This window comes from Limosilactobacillus caccae, from assembly GCF_900156885.1.
GTDB lineage: Bacteria > Bacillota > Bacilli > Lactobacillales > Lactobacillaceae > Limosilactobacillus > Limosilactobacillus caccae.
This window is the reverse complement of record NZ_FTOY01000011.1, coordinates 569,544-589,426: the sequence shown is the minus strand read 5'-3', so window position 1 is coordinate 589,426 and position 19,883 is coordinate 569,544. Positions and strand designations below refer to the sequence as shown.

Genomic DNA, 19,883 nt, shown 5'->3' with positions numbered 1-19,883 from the left:
TATGGAGGTTTTTACTCAAACAATAATTTATCTAACTATCGAGGAATAAACCACCATATGGTAAAACAAACCGGAAAATGATAAACCAACTTTATAAGAACGAATGGAGGCGCTTTCAAAAATGCGGATTGGAGTACCGTTGTCGTTATACTCTAAAACGGAGAATATGCCGGCAAAACTTAACATCTCTTATCAGGCTAGTATGCTATCACTGATTAAGTTTGGATTGAGTAACACTAATCCAGAGTTATTTAAGTATCTATATGCTGAAAATAGGATCAAGGATTTTGCAATAAGTGTCTTTTTCCCTCATGCACAATTTCAGGGAAAGACAATTGTGCTTGGTGAAAAGCAAAACGCAATTATCTACTTTTCAACAAATGATATGAAATTAGGATTAAACTTCTTTAATGCCTTTCAGTGGTTGTGTTCGTGTAAAGATAGGCCGTTTAACAGTACCTTAAATGTGAATGTAGGAAGAGTATTTGATGTTCCGGTTCCAACAATTACCAGTGAAAGGGTGATATTTAAAACAATGTCACCGTTAGTTATTCGGCGGCAAGATGGTTATTTCCTATCTTGTGTAGGAAATCGGGTTACTGAAGAATATCGTACAGCACTAAAAGAATCCGTGCGGGTTCACCAAACTTCAAAAGCAATGCAAGGGTTGGTTGATACGTTAGAATTCACCCCTTTAAATATGAAAAAAACCGTAATGAATCCTTTTGGTCAATATGTAGAAGCTAGTGTCGGTACTTTTGAACTGAAAGGTAGCCCGTTATTACTTAATGATATTTTAAATAGTGGCCTTGGGGGTAAACGTGGTTCATTTGCAGGAATGCTTGGGCTGGTAAAAGAGGTGGAAGACGATGACTGAGAAATTACCCGCGACAATTAGTTTTCATTTAGAAAGTTGGCTTGAGAACGCAGGAATCGTTGGTCTGCATCGTATTTTAGGTGACCGATGTATGGTTCAAGACCAGCAATTAACAATTCCCACCAGTGTGTTAGAAAACTTTAGTCAGAATTACTTTAACTTTTTTGCAAGTAATTTACATTATGGAAGATTAACTCGCTTTCAACGTATTATTGCTTTTGAAGAACAAATAAAGAAATGGCAAGCTGATGATTTTTCTACTTTTGATGAGAAAGCACTTAATGTTTTAGATCAATGGTATAAAGATGTTCTAAAGTATTCTGCTAAATCAAAGAGTTACCAAAAGCTTTACCCGCTAATTAATAGTGATTTTGATGTGCTTGCAGAATTGCAATTGCTAGATAAGTCATTAAAAGGACTAAAACGGAAAGGCTTTTTAAAAAAATTTCCTGACGAAGCAAAAGAAGATCTACGACAACTTTGTAGTCAGTTACAAGAAGTTATTGACTACTTTAAAAGATCAGATAGTAAAAAATATTTTCCAGCTAAAACCCTTTCGTACACAATCATTAATAATGCATGGAACGGTGTTTCTTTTTTGAATCCCCAAGCGAAAGAGACTGATTTTTATGTTGATTATCAACATTACTTTGTAGATCCGGTGGTTGACTACTTAGCGGAAGACCATAGCAAAGATAAATTCATTTGTAGTACTTGTGGTCGTCCGATTAAGCGCCAAAATATGTCATATGGGTTTATTAATGGAATGGGGTATGATACGGCCAGAAAGACTAGTAATGCGTGGGACTTTAGTAATGACCAGTTTATTTGTCCAATCTGTCAGTTAATGTATTCTTGTACTTCAGCGGGCTTTAGTTACAATATGGCCAAGCAAGGGATCTTCATTAACTATAACCATTCATTGAGCGATTTATTAAAAGCAAATGATGCTGTGTTTGAAACAATGATTCAAAAGATGCTTGATCACGGAAATGTCAGCCCATTCCGAGCCTTTACAACTAGTTTTGAGGAACGGCTTAATCAAAGTTCTACTTATAGTTTAGCTGGTGTGCAGGTTGTTACTTATGGTGATGATAGTTATCGCTTTACGGTTATCCCACCTATTGCAGCCGGAGTAATAGCAAAGGCGATCAAGGTTCCCTTTGGAAAAAAAGACAGTGGTAAAAACTTATTATCAGTTCTTTTTGCAGCAGGAATAAGTGATTTTCGTGGCTTTAATTATTACAGTATTTATGATGAAGTTATTAGACGGTTGTTTAATTCAACTAACCTGTATTCCCTAATATATGAACTAGAATTAATATTAAATTCACAGCCGTCTAATATCCGTTTTAATCAGCTGCATATTATGGCGCTAATTAACCTTAATGCAATGTTTTTTAAGGAACTAGCGAATGAGGAGGATCCAATAATGCAAGTTAAATCAGAAGATTTATCAAAGATGCGCGGCGCAGGGCTATACGTTCTTAATTATTATAAAGACAATGAAAATGGAAAGAAGGCTAACGCATTAGTTTATAAGCTTTTGCAAGCAGTAAATAGTGGGAGTCCGGAAAAATTTATGGCGATTATCTTAAATGTTTATGCTGGGCAAAATCAGTTGGTCCCTAGCAAGTTAATCAATAATATTAATCAGCCAGAAGTATTTAGACAGTATGCGTTAGCGTTCATTGCCGGTCTAATTGGGGAAGCAAAGTAAAGGAGATTAAATCATGAATGAGAAAGCTAAAGGATTAACAGCAACAATTATATTTGAAGCTAATAGTGCTAACTATGGCGAGAGCCTGGGTAATGTCACATCACTTAAGAAACTAACTCGTGAAGGCGGCTACCAATATACTTATATCTCTCGACAAGCTATTCGGTACAATATTGTCAACCAATTAAGCGAACCCCTTGCTTCGTTAGATACAAATGGTTCTGGAAAGAATAAAGTAATTCAGTTTGCTAAAGATGCGACAATCGAAAAATCACCTGAGATTGACTTCTTTGGCTATATGAAAACGGAAAAGGGGAATAGTGCGGCTGTTCGTTCGGCCAAGGTACGTCTTTCAAATGCAATAAGTGAAGAACCATTTGAGGGAGATACAGACTTTCTAACTAATATGGGACTAGCTACGCGAATTCGTCAGCAAACTGGTGATGCTAGTATAAACAACAGTATTGCACAGTCAGAAATCCATGAATCATATTATGTATACACAATTACCATTGATTTAGATCAAATTGGGGTTGATACTCAAGAGAGCATTAACCTATCAGGCGATGAAAAAACACGGCGAGTTCAAAAGCTCTTAGATACGATCCAGTATCTCTATCGAGACATTCGTGGGCGTCGTGAAGATTTAAAACCTTTGTTTATTATTGGTGGAGTTTATGAGATGAAAAATCCATTATTTGAAAATGCTGTTCATGTAGCTAACAATAAAGTTAAAATTGAGAGTTTGCTTAGTATTTTAGATGATGAACGAGTTGCAGAGGGCACACAGGTAGGGGTTATTAATGGCGTCTTTGACAATACAGATGAGATAAAGAAACAGTTAAAGGCGGAAAGTGTTCCTAAGTTCTTTAATGGATTGAAAGCAAAGGTTGCTGACTATTATGAAGGCAATTAAATTTAATGTTTACCAGCAAACAGCTAATTATCGTGTACCGGTAAGTCATGACTTTCGTGAGACCTATCCGTTACCACCATATTCAACTGTAATCGGGATGGTTCATTTCTTATGTGACTTTAAGAAGTACCATCCGATGACGATAAGTATTCAGGGGAAGTCTGCTTCGTCAACAAGTGACTTTTTTACGCGCTATGAATTTAAAAACGGAATGAAATTTGATCCCAAGCGTCACCAGTTAAATGCTGAGGGCTTTGGAATTAGTCGGGGGATCGGACACACCCAGCTATTAGTTGATGTTAACCTAACACTGCATGTTATCCCCCAAAACCAAGATGAAGTTCCCCAGATTTTTCAGGCTTTAAAGTATCCACGTGAATACCCAAGCCTTGGGCGGCGTGAAGACTTAGCAACGATAAGTAATGTTAAAATCGTTGAAATAGCATCAAAGGAAGTAGTTGGTAAAGACTATCAAAGCGACTTAGCGGCGTATATTCCACAGTATTTATTATCAGGGGGAGAAAAAATTAATCTTAAGGATAAACACGGTAGTAGTCTTAGCCGTGGTACTACTTATGATTTAACTGAAAAATATAAACTCGTCGAAACAAGAAAAGGGAAATTTGAACGTCGTTGGCGTCGCGTTCCGGCTTTGTATTTATCAAATTATCGAATCTTTGAAGAAGAGACATTCTTATTTGATGATGATGGGACAGCTGTTTTCCCTTCTATTGATATTCAAGGAGACTTTCAATGAATAAATATTTTGCTAAATCTAGTGGTGAAACAATTGTTGACCACACCAAAAATCTTCTTTACCAATGGGAACTGATTAAAAGTGAGTATCCAAGTGCCTTAACAGCTAAGGAATGGAAATTATTAAAAATTGCTTGCCAATATCATGATTTAGGGAAAATGAATTTAAAGTTTCAAAACAAGCTTGTAAATCATCACCACATGGAAAATGGTGAAATTCCTCATGCGTTACTAAGCATTTCGCTACTTCCTATTAAGCAGCTTAAAAAAGAAGAAGGTTTTTCGACGGAAGAAATTGAAGCATTATGTTATGCGATTGCACTACATCATGACCGAAATTTTGATGAGATTACTGAACTACAATATAGCCAAGAAATTGATGAATTGAAGTCTGCGGCAGCAACTTTTCCGTTTGGGGATATTGGACTACCGGATACAACTCCAAGAATACAATCGGAACGTTACTATACATTAAATTATTATCCTGGCCCCCGTGACCCGTGGTATAAAGAATACGTGTTACTAAGGGGGATGCTGAATCGGATTGACTATGCAGCTTCGGGGTGTTACGAGGTTGAATCTAATCCCCGTATTCCGGTAGACAACGCGGTTTTAGAAACATGGAAAGCGCACTCTCCTAATGCTAAATGGAATGAATTACAACAATGGACTGGTGCGCATCAAGATAAAAGCATTGTCGTAGTTGGTCAGACAGGTTTAGGAAAAAGTGAAGGAGCATTGCGCTGGCTCGGGAATAGTAAGGGCTTTTTTCTCTTACCATTACGATCAGCTATTAACGCAATTTATCAACGGTTTAGTGAAGAATATCACCTGGATCGTGAGCATTTGACACTTCTTCATTCAGATATGATGAGTTTTTTGTTGAGCAATGAGAATAGTAAGCAAGAAATTAATATTAATGAGTTAGACAGAATGGTGAACGAGTCCCGACAATTAAGTAAGCAGTTAACAATTGCTACTCTTGATCAGTTATTTAACTTTGTTTACCGTTATCGTGGTTATGAGTCAAAGTTAGCCACCCTATCCTATTCGAAGGTTGTAATTGATGAAATTCAAATGTATTCAGCGGAATTGTTAGCGTATATTTTGTATGGCTTAAAGCTCGTTCAATTCTATGGTGGAAAGTTTCAGATAATGACAGCTACTTTAGCGCCATTTATCCTTGACTTGATGAGGGATAATGGACTGGAGTTTAGCCAGCCGGATAATCCGTTTATTGATAATGAGTTGTTATGGAGACATTCAGTAAAGATTAAACACCAACAAATTTCTGCAGACGAGGTTTTGAAACACTATGATTCAAATAAAGTATTAGTTGTTTGTAATACAATTAGCGAAGCGGAAAAACTCTATGATGAGCTGAATAACCGAACTAATAATGTTCACCTAATTCATAGTCGGTTTATTCGAAAAGATCGAGCAAAGTTAGAACAAGATATTTGTGAATTTGGGAAAGCCTCTTCCACCGGTTCCGGAATATGGATTGGGACACAAGTCGTTGAGGCATCGCTTGATATTGACTTTGATGTTTTGCTAACCGAACTATCTGAACTAAACGGTTTGTTTCAACGGATGGGGCGTTGTTATCGGAAAAGAAAGTTCGATGGCGATGGATATAATGTATACGTATTTGATGGTGGTGATACCACACCGAGTGGAATCGGCAACAATGATAAAAGTGTTGTTGATTACGGTATGTATATTTTAGCTAAAAAAGCGCTAATGAAAGTTGATGGTCCGCTTAGCGAAAAACAAAAGTTAGAGTTAATTAATAGGGCATATACTACCGCTAATATTCAAGCAGCCAGTCCTGATTATTTAATGCGCATTAAGGGAATATTTACTTATTTAGATAGTATTTCTAATGATCGCCTTACTAAAGCCGAAATCACCAAACGTTTTCGTGACATCGATTCGGTTAATGTTATTCCTGAGGAAGTGTATGAAGCACATCAAACTGAAATTCATGCAGCAGCCGAAATCCTTAATAATAAAGTTAACTTTAAAGATAGCAATGATCGTAGAAAGCAACGAATAGTAGCGCTAACAAGCCTTAATCAATTTACAGTTTCGGTTCCTTTATGGATTACCGGGGCAGCAAATAAAAACTTGGTGATAAATGAAGAGTTAAACCAATGCGGCTTTCATATACTAACAAAGGCTTTTAGTTATGATGGTGTGCGTGGTTTAAGTAATTCTTATAATGCCAATAAAGATGTAGGTAGTGATAACTTCTTTTAAACGGGACTGAAGATATAATGAGAGTTACTGGAAATATGGTGAACTATTACTTTGTTTGCCCGCGAAAACTATGGTTATTTAATGAACAATTACAATTTGAAGATAATAGTGAAAAAGTAGCGATGGGTAAATTACTCGATGAAAGTTCATATGGTCGAGATGAAAAGCACGTAATGATTGATAATGTTGTTAATGTTGATATGATCCAAGACTGGGAAACTGTTCACGAAATCAAACGCAGTCGTGCAATTAGTAAGGCGGCGGAGTGGCAGTTAAAATACTATATTTATTATCTCCGCAAAAAAGGAATAGAGATTGATAAAGGAATCCTTGATTACCCACTATTGAAAAGACGAATAGAAATAACATACCTGCCTAAAGATGATGTAGAAATGGAAGATATTTTAAAGCAAATTAGGATAATCTTGAAAATGTCTAAAGCTCCGCAGGCAGAATTAAAATCAATTTGTAGATCTTGTGCTTATTATGAGTACTGTTTTATTTAGTAAGGGTGTCAATTATGGAAAGTTATTACCTTTTCTCAAATGGTGAATTAGCACGTAAAGATAATGTTATTCGTTTGACTAGAAAAGATGGACAGTTTAAGGATCTTAAGGTTGAATTGACTCGTGATATTTTTTTGTTTGGTGAAGTTAGTTTAAATACAAAGTGCTTGGTTTTTCTATCACAAAAAAGGATACCACTTCACCTATTCAACTATTATGGTAATTATAGTGGTTCTTTTTATCCAAGAGAAAAGAATGTTTCAGGGGAACTGTTGGTAAATCAAGTTACTGCAAATGTTGATTGTCAACACCGCCTTAATTTAGCGAAAAAATTTGTCCTAGGGGCAAGTCAAAATATTGTGCGAAATTTAAAATATTACTTACGTCGTGGTAAAGACGTTTCAGAGCAACTAACAGTAATTGAGAGTTTGATAAAAGCCATCCCACTGTCGACGTCGATCGATCAATTAATGGGAATAGAAGGCGATATCCATCGAAATTATTATTCGGCTTGGCCTAATATTTTTAATGATGATACAGGATTTGTTTCGCGTGTTCGTCGGCCTCCTGATAATATGGTTAATACGCTGATTTCGTTTTTAAACATGATGATGTACAGTTCATGCTTATCTGAAATATACGTTTCTCAGTTAAATCCTACAATTAGTTATTTACATAGTCCTAGTGAAAGAAGATTTTCGCTATGTCTGGATTTATCTGAAATTTTCAAACCATTGATTGTCGATCGATTAATTTTCTCACTAGTCAATAAGCGAGTTGTTACTCCTGATAGCTTTGAGAAGGGCTCTAATGGATGCTATATGAAAAAGAATACAATCTTAAAAGTCTCCAGAGCGTATGATGAATACTTAAGAAAAACGATAATGCATCGCCAATTGCATCGGAAAGTATCTTATCGTCATTTAGTTAGGCTGGAGTGTTATAAACTAATTAAAGATTTAATGGATGAAAAAGAATATCAACCGTTTAAGATTTGGTGGTAAATAATGTACGTTATATTAGTATATGATATTAAAATGGATGGCGATGGATCTAAAGTTTTGCGACGGGTCTTTAAAACTTGTAAGAAGTATTTATCTCATGTACAAAAGTCTGTTTTTGAAGGAGAAATAACGCCAGCAAAGTTAGCAGCACTTAAGAAGGAATTGAAAAAGTGGATTAGAGAAGACAAGGATTCATTGATAGTCTTTCGAAGTTCTAATAAAAAATGGCTAAAAAAAGAATTTTGGGGAATGGACGAATCAGAAAAAATATCAAATTTCTTTTAGCAGGAGCTGTCGATAGACAATGATGTAATAAACGCCTTTTTACGACAGATTCAACTTTTGCTATAATAGCGGTAAATAGTAAATTTATCGCTATTTATTTTTGTCAAAAGAGCCTTCAAAAATGGTCATCGACAGTTTCGGCGTTTTATTTATTGATATCGCGGCATTTTGAAGGGGCGGAGTATTTATCTATTAGAAGTGGAATGTAAATAATTGCTAAAGAGCGAAAATGGCAAGAACAACAAGTATTTATCTATTAGAAGTGGAATGTAAATTATACAGGTCAATCGTTATCTGCCATTCCGTGTCTGTTTGTATTTATCTATTAGAAGTGGAATGTAAATCGTGCAAGTACGCCCTGAACCATCGCGTCCACGTCATCGTATTTATCTATTAGAAGTGGAATGTAAATCGAATTAAAATCATCACTTGACTTTGAGGAAGCATTGTATTTATCTATTAGAAGTGGAATGTAAATTTATTAATTGATAAGTAATTAAGGGCTAACCATTCGTATTTATCTATTAGAAGTGGAATGTAAATCCCCAGCCAGCAGATTATCAAACTACGCTATATTCAGTATTTATCTATTAGAAGTGGAATGTAAATTTCAGAATCTTATGTATGAAGCACAAGACGAAATTGCGTATTTATCTATTAGAAGTGGAATGTAAATATTCGAGTGGGCTGTTTTCAACGCTTTGGAAAGCTTGTATTTATCTATTAGAAGTGGAATGTAAATACGCAACAAATGAATACGATCCTTTAAGTTATTAAGTATTTATCTATTAGAAGTGGAATGTAAATACGAAAAAACGTAGATTGCATTTGCGCGTCAACTAGTATTTATCTATTAGAAGTGGAATGTAAATAAGCCTAGCATCAACATATACGATACAAAAGATGAACGTATTTATCTATTAGAAGTGGAATGTAAATCCGTCACCGTTATCCGCGCCACGGGTGGGGGAAAAGGTATTTATCTATTAGAAGTGGAATGTAAATCTATTTAGTGCCCACACATACGCGCGATTATTATTCATTGTATTTATCTATTAGAAGTGGAATGTAAATTGATCTTGTCGGGGCGATAAACTTTCGGGCTGATCGGGTATTTATCTATTAGAAGTGGAATGTAAATTTCGTGGAACCACCACAACCACTCTTCAAAAGTTGGTATTTATCTATTAGAAGTGGAATGTAAATTAAATGAAGTCATGGAACTGTTGCAAGTTTTGGAAATAGTATTTATCTATTAGAAGTGGAATGTAAATGTTAGCGGATCACGAAACGCGGATCGAAAAACTGGGTATTTATCTATTAGAAGTGGAATGTAAATGATTAATAACTTGATGCAAGACGGCAATAACACTAAGTATTTATCTATTAGAAGTGGAATGTAAATATATTCAGCGATGGCGACATGACAGTTTCTGTCGGTATTTATCTATTAGAAGTGGAATGTAAATGTAGGAACATAGCCGCTTTTTCCACGGCCAACCAGTATTTATCTATTAGAAGTGGAATGTAAATTCAACTAGCTGTTGACGAGCTACGTCTTGCATTTCGTATTTATCTATTAGAAGTGGAATGTAAATATGGCAAGCTAACGCGGGGATTAGTTGGAACGACTTTGTATTTATCTATTAGAAATGGAATGTAAATAAAGGGAAGAAGTATATCTTTAACAATGCAATGCATAAGTATTTATCTATTAGTAGTGGAATGCAAATCAATCAGGCTTTTGTTACGGGCACTTGTTACTGATTAGTAGAATGTAACTCAGGACGTTTTGGATAAGCTGACGCCTTACCAGAATGGTATTTATCTAACAGAGGTGGAACTGAAGTTTGAACATATTCAACAAGGCGCTAACATGGAGCTCTGGCCCTTTTCTTGTAAAAATTAGTTTTAAATGACTTTCTTAAAAATTATTCTGGCCATTACGCGCTGAGTAAGTTATGAACTAATTGATTGTTACGCTGATAAATTCTGCTTCCTGTAATTCCAGTACCTTTAAAAGTATTGTTTATCAGGTAGAACAAGTCACCCAGGGCTCGAGCATCTTGATTAAGGTGATTCTGCTATGCAGTTAAAATATAGACTAAGGTTGTGATATTTTTTTCAACTTGGTCATTTATTAAGCTGAAAACGTTAATTAAGCAGTCTTGAGATACGCTTTAATTTATTATAACTCTGCGCTTTCAAATTTTAGGACAGGATTAAAAGCACAGCTATGACTACATTTCACGCTGAAACTTTGAATATGCGGTTAAGAATCGTCTCCTGTGTTGGAATTAACAGTAGGGGAAATTTTTTGTGGAAGAATAACTTTTCAGTAATTGGTAACGATTTTCAGTAAAAATCTTCAAAGTAACGAAAGCGCTTAATAATAGACGATTGCAGCTGAAATACTGTGTTAAAATCACAGAGAATAGAATTTTAACTTTATTATTCGGGGGAGTTTTTAATGAAGAAGTATTTAATCGGTTTGGCTAGTATATTGATGTTGCTGGTTGTTGCTGGGTGCGGCAATACAAAGGACAATAATCAAAGTAAGCTGCAGACTCAGGTGCAGGATAGTAAAATTGTTGGTGCTTATAAGAGTGATGATGACTATAATGAGACCGATGATGGAACAATTCAACCAAGTTACTGGTATTTTAAGAAAGATGGCAAATTGTTATACTGCGAGCCACAAGTGGATAGTTCAGATCCTAATAGTGACACTGATTTTTGGTATGGCGACGCATATCGTGGAACGTGGAAAGCTTTGGGGGATAGTAAGTACCAATTGAAGTTCCATGATGTTTATGATGATGACTATTACACAATTAAGGCAAAATTAGATGGAAAGAAGCTAATAACATATTCCACACCTAAGTCTGCTAAATATGAATGGAATGAATTTACCAATAAGAAGATTGATATGACATACTCAGATTATATTGATATGTTTGATAATGCAAAGAAGTCAGATCTGGAATATATTAAAGAAAACGGCTACTATGAGCCAGATAGTGCGGATTCCAATGAAGATGTTACAGATCCAAAGACTATCGGCGTCCTTCTTCTGGCTAGTACCCACGGGGGATTTGATGATCTCGATGGCGATGACTTGGAGTATATGATTATGGAAAAGCCTAATACCTATCAAATCGGTCTTGGAACGAAATCTAGTACGTTAAATTACACCGTCGATGGTGATAAAGTGACGTATACTGACGGTGCTTTGGATTACTCACAAGATTCTGCGAAGACCGTTTCAATTAAGAAATTAGTTGATGAATACTATTCAAGTTCAGATGACAAATCAACCATTGATGATTTAGTAGCAGACGCCAATGTGACCGACTTTAGTAATCAATAAATGTCATGAATAGCAAAAGGATCATGAAACGCCAAAATGGCGGTGTTCATGATCCTTTTTTAATGGTGACTCTTATTTAATTGTTGCTTGATTGCGCAATCAAAGTCGCAGGCTGCACATTTTCCCTGCTTACTCTTCTTGAATGTTTTGCCGAGCAAGTAAAATGCGTAGGCAACGATCGCTAAGATAATCAAAACGTTAATTAGTAGTTTCATCATCGTACCTCAATCTTTCTACAAAAACAGCTGACCGACCTGGAAGATAAGACCGGCGATCAGGTAGGCAACGACTAGGCTAGAGCCAGCCGAGTAAAGTGCCCACTTGCCGGAGCCGGTCTCCTGCTTGATGGTCGCCAGGGTGGCGAAACATGGGGCGTAGAGCAGGATAAAGACCAGTAAGGAGTACGCTGCCAATGGGGAGATAAACTGACCAAGCGCCGTAATCAGCACCGCCTTGCTGCTGGTGTGGAACATGACCATCATGCTGGAAGTGATGACTTCCTTTGCTAAAACACCGGTAAAAAGCGCACTGATTGCTTGCCACTGAATAACCCCAATCGGCTTAAAGATCGGTACCAGCAAACGGCCAAGGTCAGCAGCAAAACTATTTGCCGAATTGCTTACGAAACCGGTCGTGCCAAAGCTCGATAAGAGCCAGATTAACACCGTTCCGGCGAAGATGATTGTTCCGGCCTTCTTGATAAAGCCCTTTCCCTTATCCCAGGTACCGTGCCAGATGATATCAAGGCGCGGAACATGGTACTGGGGAAGCTCGACAACGAAGATGGAACTTTCCTTGACTTGAAAAATCACCTGGTAGAGCTTGGCCATTGTCAGGGCGACGACCACCCCTAAAAAGTACAGGGAGAGGACGATTAGCGCCTGGTGGCGGGGGAAGAAGGCGGCAACAAAGAGGCTGTAGATTGGTAGGCGGGCCGAGCAACTCATGTAGGGCATGATTAGGGTTGTTACTAGTCGCTCTTTTGGCTGCTCGATCGTCCGCGCCGCCATCACCCCGGTGACATTACAACCAAAGCCGATGATCAAAGGGATAAATGACTTGCCGTTCAAGCCAATTGCCTGCATGATCCGGTCGGTGACTAGCGCGGCTCGGGCCATGTAGCCAGAATCTTCAAGCAGCGAGATACAGGCAAATAGCATAAAAATTTGCGGGACAAAGGCTAAAACACCGCCCACCCCGGCGATAATCCCGTTAACAACCAGTGACCGGAGCGCGGGAATGGCACCCAGGCTGGCTAGCAGGTGGTCAGCCGTGGTCGAAACGGGGCCGGAGATAAACTGGTCCAGGAGGTTTGACAATGGTGTCCCTACCCAGTCGAAGGACAGTTTAAACATGATGAAGAAAATCAGTGCGAAGATTGGCAGACCGAGAAGGGGGTTAGTTACTACCCGGTCAATTTTGCTGGTTAACTGGCGGTTATTACTAGTTGCTAATTGCTGACGGGCGTCCTTTAATAGTCCTTCAATAAATGTCAGGCGGGTATCAAAGATACGGTCCGCAAACTTCTGGGCATCGTAATAGGCCTGTTGTTGAAGGAGGGGCGCCAGCTGGTTTTCCTTGGCAAAGTGGCGGACAACCTTATTCTTGTTCATGAACTGGATCGTTAACCAACGGGCAAAGCGGAGGGAGTAGCCTGTTCCCTTAACGAGCCTCGTGCTGGCCTGCCGAATTGCCTGCTGGATCATCGGCGGGTAGTCGAGGGTCAACCCGTCTGCATTTTGATCAGGATAGTCAATTACCTGCTTACGTAATTCGGCAATCCCCTTGCGGTTCCGCGCATTGGTCGTGACTACCTTGCAGCCAAGACGATCAGCTAAGACCGTACAGTTGTATTCAAAGCCGGTCCGCTTAAGGTCGTCGATCATGTTTAATACTAAAATCGTCGGGTAGCCGAGTTCGAGTACTTCAATTGTCAGTAGGAGGTTCCGTCGCAATTGACTTGCGTTTGTGACGTTTAATATCAGCTGAGGCTCGTTGTGCATCAGATAATCGGCCACTACGCTCTCATCCTTTGTCAGCGGGTCGAGCGAATATACTCCCGGCAAGTCGATCATCATGATGTCAGTGTCCTTGACTTGTCCCTGCTTCTTTTCAACCGTGACCCCGGTCCAGTTGCCAACATAGGCATACTTATCGGTCAGCGAGTTGAAGAGGGTCGTTTTTCCCGTATTGGGGTTACCGATTAAAGCGACAGTCGTCATTGGATCATTCCCCCGTCAGCTGAGCAAATACCTGGTAGCGCAGGCCAATCCGCTGGTGGTCGTTTTCGATGATCACCGGACCATGGAAGGGGTAGCGCTGGATGACCTTGATTGGGCAGCCCTCGCAAAGCCCCATGTCATGCAGGCGGGCAGCAGTGGGGCCATTGATACAATTAAAGGATTGAAGAATGTAATTTTGCTGAACCATTATTCCAATGCTCCTTATCCGAAATATTCCAAAATTAAATAGTGAACAATAATACAATTTTAGTATACGCTTATTTTTATTATGTGGAAAGCGCTTTAGTAAATTTAAAATGACTGGTTTTATTTTTTTATTAATCGGATATAATAAAAATGTACGAGAAATAATAATCGTGATAACTGATATTGGAATAATTGATGCCGGGAGGATGAATATTATGGCAACTTTAGAAGTTAAAGATTTGCATGTCGCAGTTAAGGATGAGGAAAGCAAAAAGGAAAAAGAGATCCTAAAGGGTGTTAACCTCAGCATGAAGACGGGCGAGATTCACGCCATCATGGGACCAAACGGGACTGGTAAGTCAACTCTTTCACAAACAATCATGGGCCAGCCAGGCTACCGGGTTACCCAGGGAGACATCCTATTAAACGGGGAGAGTATCGTCGATATGCCGGTTGATGAACGGGCACGAAAGGGACTCTTCTTGGCGATGCAGTACCCTGCTGAAATTCAAGGGGTAACTAACGCCGAATTCCTCCGGGCAGCGATTAACGCACGACGGGCTGATGATGACCAGATTTCCGTCATGGACTTTATTAAGAAGCTTGATAAGAACCTCAAGCTCCTTGATATGAGCCAGTCAATGACTGAGCGTTACCTAAACGAAGGCTTTTCTGGTGGGGAGAAGAAGCGGAACGAAATCTTACAATTACTGATGATTGAGCCAAGCTTCGCTATCCTTGATGAGATTGACTCCGGACTGGACATCGATGCCTTGAAGGTGGTTTCCAAGGGAGTTAACTCCATGCGGGGCGACAATTTCGGTTCATTGATCATCACCCACTACCAACGGCTGTTAAACTACATTATTCCAGACACAGTTCACGTCATGATGGATGGCCGGATCGTCAAGACCGGTGGCCCAGACTTGGCAAAGAAGCTTGAAGATGAAGGTTACGCGGGCTTGCGGGATGAATTAGGCCTGGACATTAAGCTCGTTGACGATGAAGACTAGGGAGGCTTTTTGATGACAGAATTAAAAGCAGCGCGTGCGCAACTAGCAGCGGCTAGTGCCGAAAATAATGAGCCCCAGGGTCTGCTTGACCGGCGTCTTTCTGCGCGCGACTTGATGGAAAAATTACAATTGCCACGGATGCAACGGTTTAAATTTCACGACTGGCCACTGATTGCTGACCAGCCCCTCAACTGGGTTCAATCTGATCCAGCCCTCATCCCGGCCACGAGCAAAGATGACGAAGTGATTAAGGTTACCCAGTTTGGACAGACAACCGTCCACGTCAACCTCCCGCAGAAGTTGCAAGACCAAGGGGTTATCTTGACGGATATTTTCACAGCTGCCCGTGAACACCAGGAACTCTTTGAAAAGTTCTTTATGACGGCGATTAAGCCGGACGAAAACTTATTGACGGCTTACCATCTTGCTTACCTGAATGCGGGTTTGTTCCTCTACATTCCGAAAAACGTTGAGATCGAAAAGCCGATTGAAGCGGAAATCATCCAGGATAGTACACAAGATGAGCCGCTTGTTTCCCATATCCTGGTAATTGCTGATCGCGGAAGCAAGGTGAAGTTTATCCAGCACCTGGCAACCGTTGGGGAAAAGGCTAACCCAGCTAACATGATGATTGAGTTGATGGCCCAGGAAAATAGTGAAATCGACTTCTCATCCCTCGACGAGTTTGGCCCCCACACCCATACTTACTTCAAGCGGCGGGCTGACATTGGTCGTGATGCCCATGTTGAGTGGGCGGTCGGCCTAATGAATGATGGAAATACGGTCGGTGACATGGATTCTGAGCTACTCGGTGAAGGGGGTTATGCCAACTCAAAGATGATTGCCACCACAACCCATGACCAGGAAGTGGGGGTTAACAACCGGGTTACGAACCGCGGCAAGCATACGACTGGCCTGATCAACCAGCGGGGGGTAATCCTTGAAGACTCCGAGTTGATCTTTAACGGGATCGGGCAAATTATCCACGGGGCCCACGGTGCAAAGGCGGACCAGCAAAACCGGGTATTGATCATGTCTGATAAGGCCCGGGGGGATGCCAATCCAATCCTCTTAATCGACGAAAATGACGTCGAAGCAGGACACGCAGCCAGTGTTGGTCCGGTTGACCCCCACCAGATGTACTACCTGATGAGCCGGGGAATCCCACGGAAGCAAGCTGAACGGATGGTTATCCGGGGCTTCTTGGGCGCGGTTCTCAGTGCGATTCCGTCAAAGGACGTCCGGAACAAGCTTATCGCAATTCTAGAAAGGAAGCTCACTGATGGTCAACAAGATTGATGATGTCCAACAAGATTTTCCAATTTTAAACCAGCGGGTAAATGACGAGCGGTTGGCCTACCTCGATAACGCAGCAACTGCCCAGCGTCCCCGCCAGGTAATTGCAGCATTGACCAACTTTTATGAAACGGACAATGCTAACGTCCACCGCGGCGTCCACACTCTGGCTGAACGGGCGACAAAGGACTACGAGACTGCCCGGCAAAAGGTCCAGAAGTTTATCAATGCGCCTAGTGCCGACGAAATTATCTTTACCAAGGGCTGTACTGATAGTCTCAACCTGGTGGCAGCAACCTACGGGGAAGAAAATGTCCATGAAGATGATGAGATCGTCATTTCAGTGATGGAACACCACAGTAACCTTATTCCCTGGCAGCAGTTGGCCGCCAGAAAGCACGCAACATTGAAGTATATCGAACTGACCGAAGACGGTGAGCTTGATATGGCCGATGCAAAGGAGAAAATTACTGACAAGACAAAGATTGTCGCCATTACCCACGCTAGCAACGTCTTAGGGACGGTCACCCCCTTAAAAGAACTTGCTGACCTTGCCCACCAGCATGGTGCCGTGATTGTTGGTGACGGTGCCCAGGCGGTTCCTCATATGCCCGTCGACGTTCAGGCACTCGACGTTGATTTCTATGCCTTCTCTGGGCACAAGATGATGAGCCCGATGGGGATTGGGGTGCTTTACGGCAAAGCAGACTTGCTCCGCGCAATGCCCCCGTATCAGTATGGTGGTGAGATGATTGCCGCGGTTCACCGTGACCAGAGTAGCTGGGCGGACATTCCATTTAAGTTTGAGGCCGGGACACAAAATATCGCCGGGGCGGTTGGTCTCGGGGCAGCGATTGACTATTTGACTTCCTTGGGGATGGCAAATGTCCAACAACATGAACAAGCGCTAGTCGACTATGTCTTACCAAAATTATTGGCGATTCCGGACTTAGTCGTCTATGGGCCCCATGATCCGGCCAAGCATACCGGGGTGATCGCCTTTAACTTGAAGGGCCTGCACCCGCATGATGTGGCGACTGCCCTTGACATGGACGGGGTTGCAGTCCGGGCTGGTCACCACTGCGCACAGCCCCTAATGGAGACGCTGAATTTGACGGCGACTGCTCGTGCCAGTTTTTACCTTTACAATACGAAAGAAGACGCGGACCAGCTGATTAAGGCAATCAATGAGACAAAGGAGTTCTTTAAGATTGGGACTATCTAAATTAAATGGCTTGTACCGGGAAGTAATTCTCGACTACGCCAATCATCCACGCAATAAGGGAGAGTTAGCAAGCACGACCAATGCAATGACCCTCCACAACCCAACCTGTGGGGACACGATTAACCTGCAGGTAGAGGTTGCTGATAATAAGATTAAAAACATTGCCTACACCGGGGATGGCTGTACGATTAGCCAGGCCTCCGCTAGCATGATGACCGAGGCGGTGAAGGGGAAGACGACTGATGAGGCCCTCGCGATGGCCAAGACCTTCTCTGACATGGCAATCGGGAAGAAACACGATGATGCGGACCTTGATAAGCTGGGGGATGCCCAGATTTTGACCAGCATCATGGAGTTTCCGGCGCGAATCAAGTGCGCAACCCTCTCATGGTGGGCGCTACAACGGGCACTGTTAAAAGATGACAAGGAGGAAAACGATAATGAGTAATGACGCGGCCAGCATTATAAATAATGACGACCAGTACGAGTACGGCTTCCACGATGACGTCAAGCCGGAATATTCAACTGGCCGAGGGTTGACAGAGGAGACGGTCCGGCAGATTTCGGCGGCCAAGCATGAGCCACAATGGATGCTTGACTACCGGCTGAAGGCCTACCAGATTTACAAGAAATTACCAATGCCAAAGTTTGGTCCGGACCTTTCGGAGCTTGACCTGAAGAACATGCTCTACTACCAAAAGATGACGGACAAGAAGTTTCGGGACTGGGAAGACGTCCCAGAAGACTTGAAGCGGACCTTTGACCGTTTGGGAGTGCCGGAAGCAGAACGGAAATACCTTGCCGGTTCATCTGCTCAGTATGAGTCAGAAGTTGTTTACCACAACATGAAAAACGAGTTTGCGAAGCTAGGGATCATCTTTACCGATACCGATACGGCATTGCAGGAGTACCCAGAACTATTTAAGAAGTGGTTCGGTAAGCTGGTTAGCCCAACGGATAATAAGTTTGCGGCCCTCAATGCGGCTGTTTGGTCCGGTGGTTCATTTATCTATGTGCCAAAGGGTGTCAAGACCAAGACGCCAATCCAATCATACTTCCGGCTGAACGCGGAAAATTCCGGGCAGTTTGAGCGGACGTTGATTATCGTCGATGAGGGTGCCAGTGTTGACTATGTCGAAGGGTGTACTGCCCCTAACTACTCATCTGATAGCCTGCACGCGGCGGTTGTGGAAGTTAATGTCTGCAAGGATGCCTACTGCCGGTATACGACTATTCAGAACTGGTCGGACAACGTTTACAGCCTGGAAACTAAGCGGGCTGCTGCTGCAGAAAACGCAACGATGGAATGGGTCGACGGTAACCTCGGCTCAAAGGTAACGATGAAGTACCCAAGTGTTTACCTCAACGGTGAGGGTGCCCGGGGAACGATGTTGTCGATTGCCGTGGCAAGTAATGGGATCCACCAGGACTCCGGTGCCCGGATGATCCATAACGCGAAGAACACGTCTAGTTCGATTGTTTCCAAGTCGATTGCCAAAACCGGTGGGTCGACGGACTATCGGGGGACAGTACGCTTCGGCAAGCATTCCGATGGCTCCAAGGCCCATGTTGAGTGTGATACAATTATCATGGATGACCAGTCCTCTTCGGATACGATTCCGTATAATGAAATTGACAATGCGCACGTGGCAATGGAACACGAGGCAAAGGTGTCAAAGATTTCCGAAGAGCAACTCTACTACTTAATGAGTCGGGGAATCTCAGAAGAAAAGGCAACGGAAATGATCATCATGGGCTTTGTCGAACCATTTACAAAGCAGTTACCGATGGAATACGCCGTTGAATTGAACCGGTTGATCAGCTTTGAAATGGAAGGGTCGATCGGTTAGGCAACAGCAATAGAGATGGAGGAATTTAAATGGCACAAGAACAAGAAAAGCCATTTTCACCAATTGAAAATAAGGTAATGGACGCCCTCGAAGAAGTGATTGATCCGGAGTTGGGAATTGACCTCGTTAACCTCGGCTTGATCTATGATGTTACTGTTGATGACCAGGGCCAGTGCACGGTCACCATGACGTTGACAACGATGGGCTGCCCACTTGGTGACTTTTTAAATGAGGCGATTACCAAGGCGGTAACATCCGTTGATGGGATTGAAAAGTGTGATATCAACCTGGTCTGGGAACCAGTCTGGGATATTTCGCGGATGAGCCGCTTTGCGAAGGTTGCCTTAGGAATTCACGGTTAGAACAGGGTGATA

Annotated in this window: 18 protein-coding genes and 1 CRISPR repeat array; of the genes, 15 read left to right on the top strand and 3 right to left on the bottom strand. The window is 41.5% G+C overall.

The window, feature by feature from the left end; all coding sequences use genetic code 11:
• Window positions 1-121 precede the first annotated feature (121 nt).
• The 9 genes from cas6 to CZ502_RS08810 all read left to right on the top strand — a co-directional run bounded on the left by cas6 (window position 122) and on the right by CZ502_RS08810 (window position 11,696).
• Window positions 122-877 (top strand): CRISPR-associated endoribonuclease Cas6, encoded by a 756-nt coding sequence (gene cas6 / locus CZ502_RS08850; protein WP_076461687.1) that lies wholly within the window; start codon window positions 122-124, stop codon window positions 875-877.
• The gene (locus tag CZ502_RS08845; RefSeq protein WP_076461685.1) at window positions 870-2,597 is read left to right on the top strand and encodes a Cas8a1 family CRISPR/Cas system-associated protein; all 1,728 of its coding nucleotides are present in this window, start codon (window positions 870-872) and stop codon (window positions 2,595-2,597) included. Before cas6 ends, CZ502_RS08845 begins: the two co-directional genes overlap by 8 nt.
• 13 nt (window positions 2,598-2,610) lie before the next feature.
• Entirely contained in the window at window positions 2,611-3,513 is a 903-nt protein-coding gene (gene cas7i / locus CZ502_RS08840) for a type I-B CRISPR-associated protein Cas7/Cst2/DevR (RefSeq protein ID WP_076461683.1), read from the top strand.
• The gene (cas5b, locus tag CZ502_RS08835; RefSeq protein ID WP_076461681.1) at window positions 3,500-4,270 is read left to right on the top strand and encodes a type I-B CRISPR-associated protein Cas5b; all 771 of its coding nucleotides are present in this window, start codon (window positions 3,500-3,502) and stop codon (window positions 4,268-4,270) included. Before cas7i ends, cas5b begins: the two co-directional genes overlap by 14 nt.
• Window positions 4,267-6,531 (top strand): CRISPR-associated helicase/endonuclease Cas3, encoded by a 2,265-nt coding sequence (locus tag CZ502_RS08830; protein WP_076461679.1) that lies wholly within the window; start codon window positions 4,267-4,269, stop codon window positions 6,529-6,531. The genes cas5b and CZ502_RS08830 overlap by 4 nt, the downstream gene beginning before the upstream one ends.
• Window positions 6,532-6,548: 17 nt before the next feature.
• A complete protein-coding gene (gene cas4, locus CZ502_RS08825) occupies window positions 6,549-7,037 on the top strand; it encodes a CRISPR-associated protein Cas4 (protein ID WP_076461677.1) in 489 nt (162 codons plus the stop codon).
• A gap of 14 nt (window positions 7,038-7,051) precedes the next feature.
• Window positions 7,052-8,041: a type I-B CRISPR-associated endonuclease Cas1b gene (gene cas1b / locus CZ502_RS08820; RefSeq protein ID WP_083673340.1), complete on the top strand. Its 990-nt coding sequence runs from the start codon at window positions 7,052-7,054 to the stop codon at window positions 8,039-8,041.
• Between the two features lie 3 nt (window positions 8,042-8,044).
• Window positions 8,045-8,326, top strand: a complete 282-nt coding sequence (gene cas2 / locus CZ502_RS08815; RefSeq protein ID WP_076461675.1) for a CRISPR-associated endonuclease Cas2 — start codon at window positions 8,045-8,047, stop codon at window positions 8,324-8,326.
• 181 nt (window positions 8,327-8,507) lie between these two features.
• A CRISPR array of direct repeats spans window positions 8,508-10,059; the repeat unit is 30 nt; unit sequence GTATTTATCTATTAGAAGTGGAATGTAAAT.
• A gap of 758 nt (window positions 10,060-10,817) precedes the next feature.
• Entirely contained in the window at window positions 10,818-11,696 is an 879-nt protein-coding gene (locus tag CZ502_RS08810) for an Lreu_0056 family protein (RefSeq protein WP_200804232.1), read from the top strand.
• Window positions 11,697-11,755: 59 nt separating this feature from the next.
• Here the strand turns inward: CZ502_RS08810 and CZ502_RS08805 are convergent, their stop codons facing one another.
• From CZ502_RS08805 to CZ502_RS08795, 3 genes are read right to left on the bottom strand one after another with little or no spacing between them, the layout of a single operon-like run.
• Window positions 11,756-11,911 (bottom strand): FeoB-associated Cys-rich membrane protein, encoded by a 156-nt coding sequence (locus tag CZ502_RS08805; protein ID WP_076461671.1) that lies wholly within the window; start codon window positions 11,909-11,911, stop codon window positions 11,756-11,758.
• 18 nt (window positions 11,912-11,929) lie between these two features.
• Window positions 11,930-13,918 (bottom strand): ferrous iron transport protein B, encoded by a 1,989-nt coding sequence (feoB, locus tag CZ502_RS08800; protein ID WP_076461669.1) that lies wholly within the window; start codon window positions 13,916-13,918, stop codon window positions 11,930-11,932.
• 4 nt (window positions 13,919-13,922) lie between these two features.
• Window positions 13,923-14,126: a FeoA family protein gene (locus CZ502_RS08795; RefSeq protein WP_076461667.1), complete on the bottom strand. Its 204-nt coding sequence runs from the start codon at window positions 14,124-14,126 to the stop codon at window positions 13,923-13,925.
• Between the two features lie 214 nt (window positions 14,127-14,340).
• Here CZ502_RS08795 and sufC point away from each other — a divergent pair, with 214 nt between their 5' ends.
• The 6 genes from sufC to CZ502_RS08765 are packed head-to-tail and all read left to right on the top strand — an operon-like array spanning window position 14,341 to window position 19,871.
• Window positions 14,341-15,138, top strand: coding sequence for a Fe-S cluster assembly ATPase SufC (gene sufC / locus CZ502_RS08790; RefSeq protein WP_076461665.1), 798 nt, complete (start codon window positions 14,341-14,343; stop codon window positions 15,136-15,138).
• Window positions 15,139-15,150: 12 nt separating this feature from the next.
• Window positions 15,151-16,437 carry a Fe-S cluster assembly protein SufD gene (gene sufD, locus CZ502_RS08785; protein ID WP_076461663.1) on the top strand — a complete coding sequence of 429 codons (1,287 nt, stop codon included), beginning with the start codon at window positions 15,151-15,153 and terminating at the stop codon, window positions 16,435-16,437.
• A complete protein-coding gene (locus CZ502_RS08780) occupies window positions 16,421-17,659 on the top strand; it encodes an aminotransferase class V-fold PLP-dependent enzyme (protein ID WP_076461661.1) in 1,239 nt (412 codons plus the stop codon). The genes sufD and CZ502_RS08780 overlap by 17 nt, the downstream gene beginning before the upstream one ends.
• Window positions 17,646-18,107 carry a Fe-S cluster assembly sulfur transfer protein SufU gene (gene sufU, locus CZ502_RS08775; protein ID WP_076461659.1) on the top strand — a complete coding sequence of 154 codons (462 nt, stop codon included), beginning with the start codon at window positions 17,646-17,648 and terminating at the stop codon, window positions 18,105-18,107. The genes CZ502_RS08780 and sufU overlap by 14 nt, the downstream gene beginning before the upstream one ends.
• The gene (gene sufB, locus CZ502_RS08770) at window positions 18,100-19,509 is read left to right on the top strand and encodes a Fe-S cluster assembly protein SufB (RefSeq protein ID WP_076461657.1); all 1,410 of its coding nucleotides are present in this window, start codon (window positions 18,100-18,102) and stop codon (window positions 19,507-19,509) included. The genes sufU and sufB overlap by 8 nt, the downstream gene beginning before the upstream one ends.
• Window positions 19,510-19,538: 29 nt before the next feature.
• Window positions 19,539-19,871: a metal-sulfur cluster assembly factor gene (locus CZ502_RS08765; RefSeq protein ID WP_076461655.1), complete on the top strand. Its 333-nt coding sequence runs from the start codon at window positions 19,539-19,541 to the stop codon at window positions 19,869-19,871.
• Window positions 19,872-19,883: the final 12 nt, after the last annotated feature.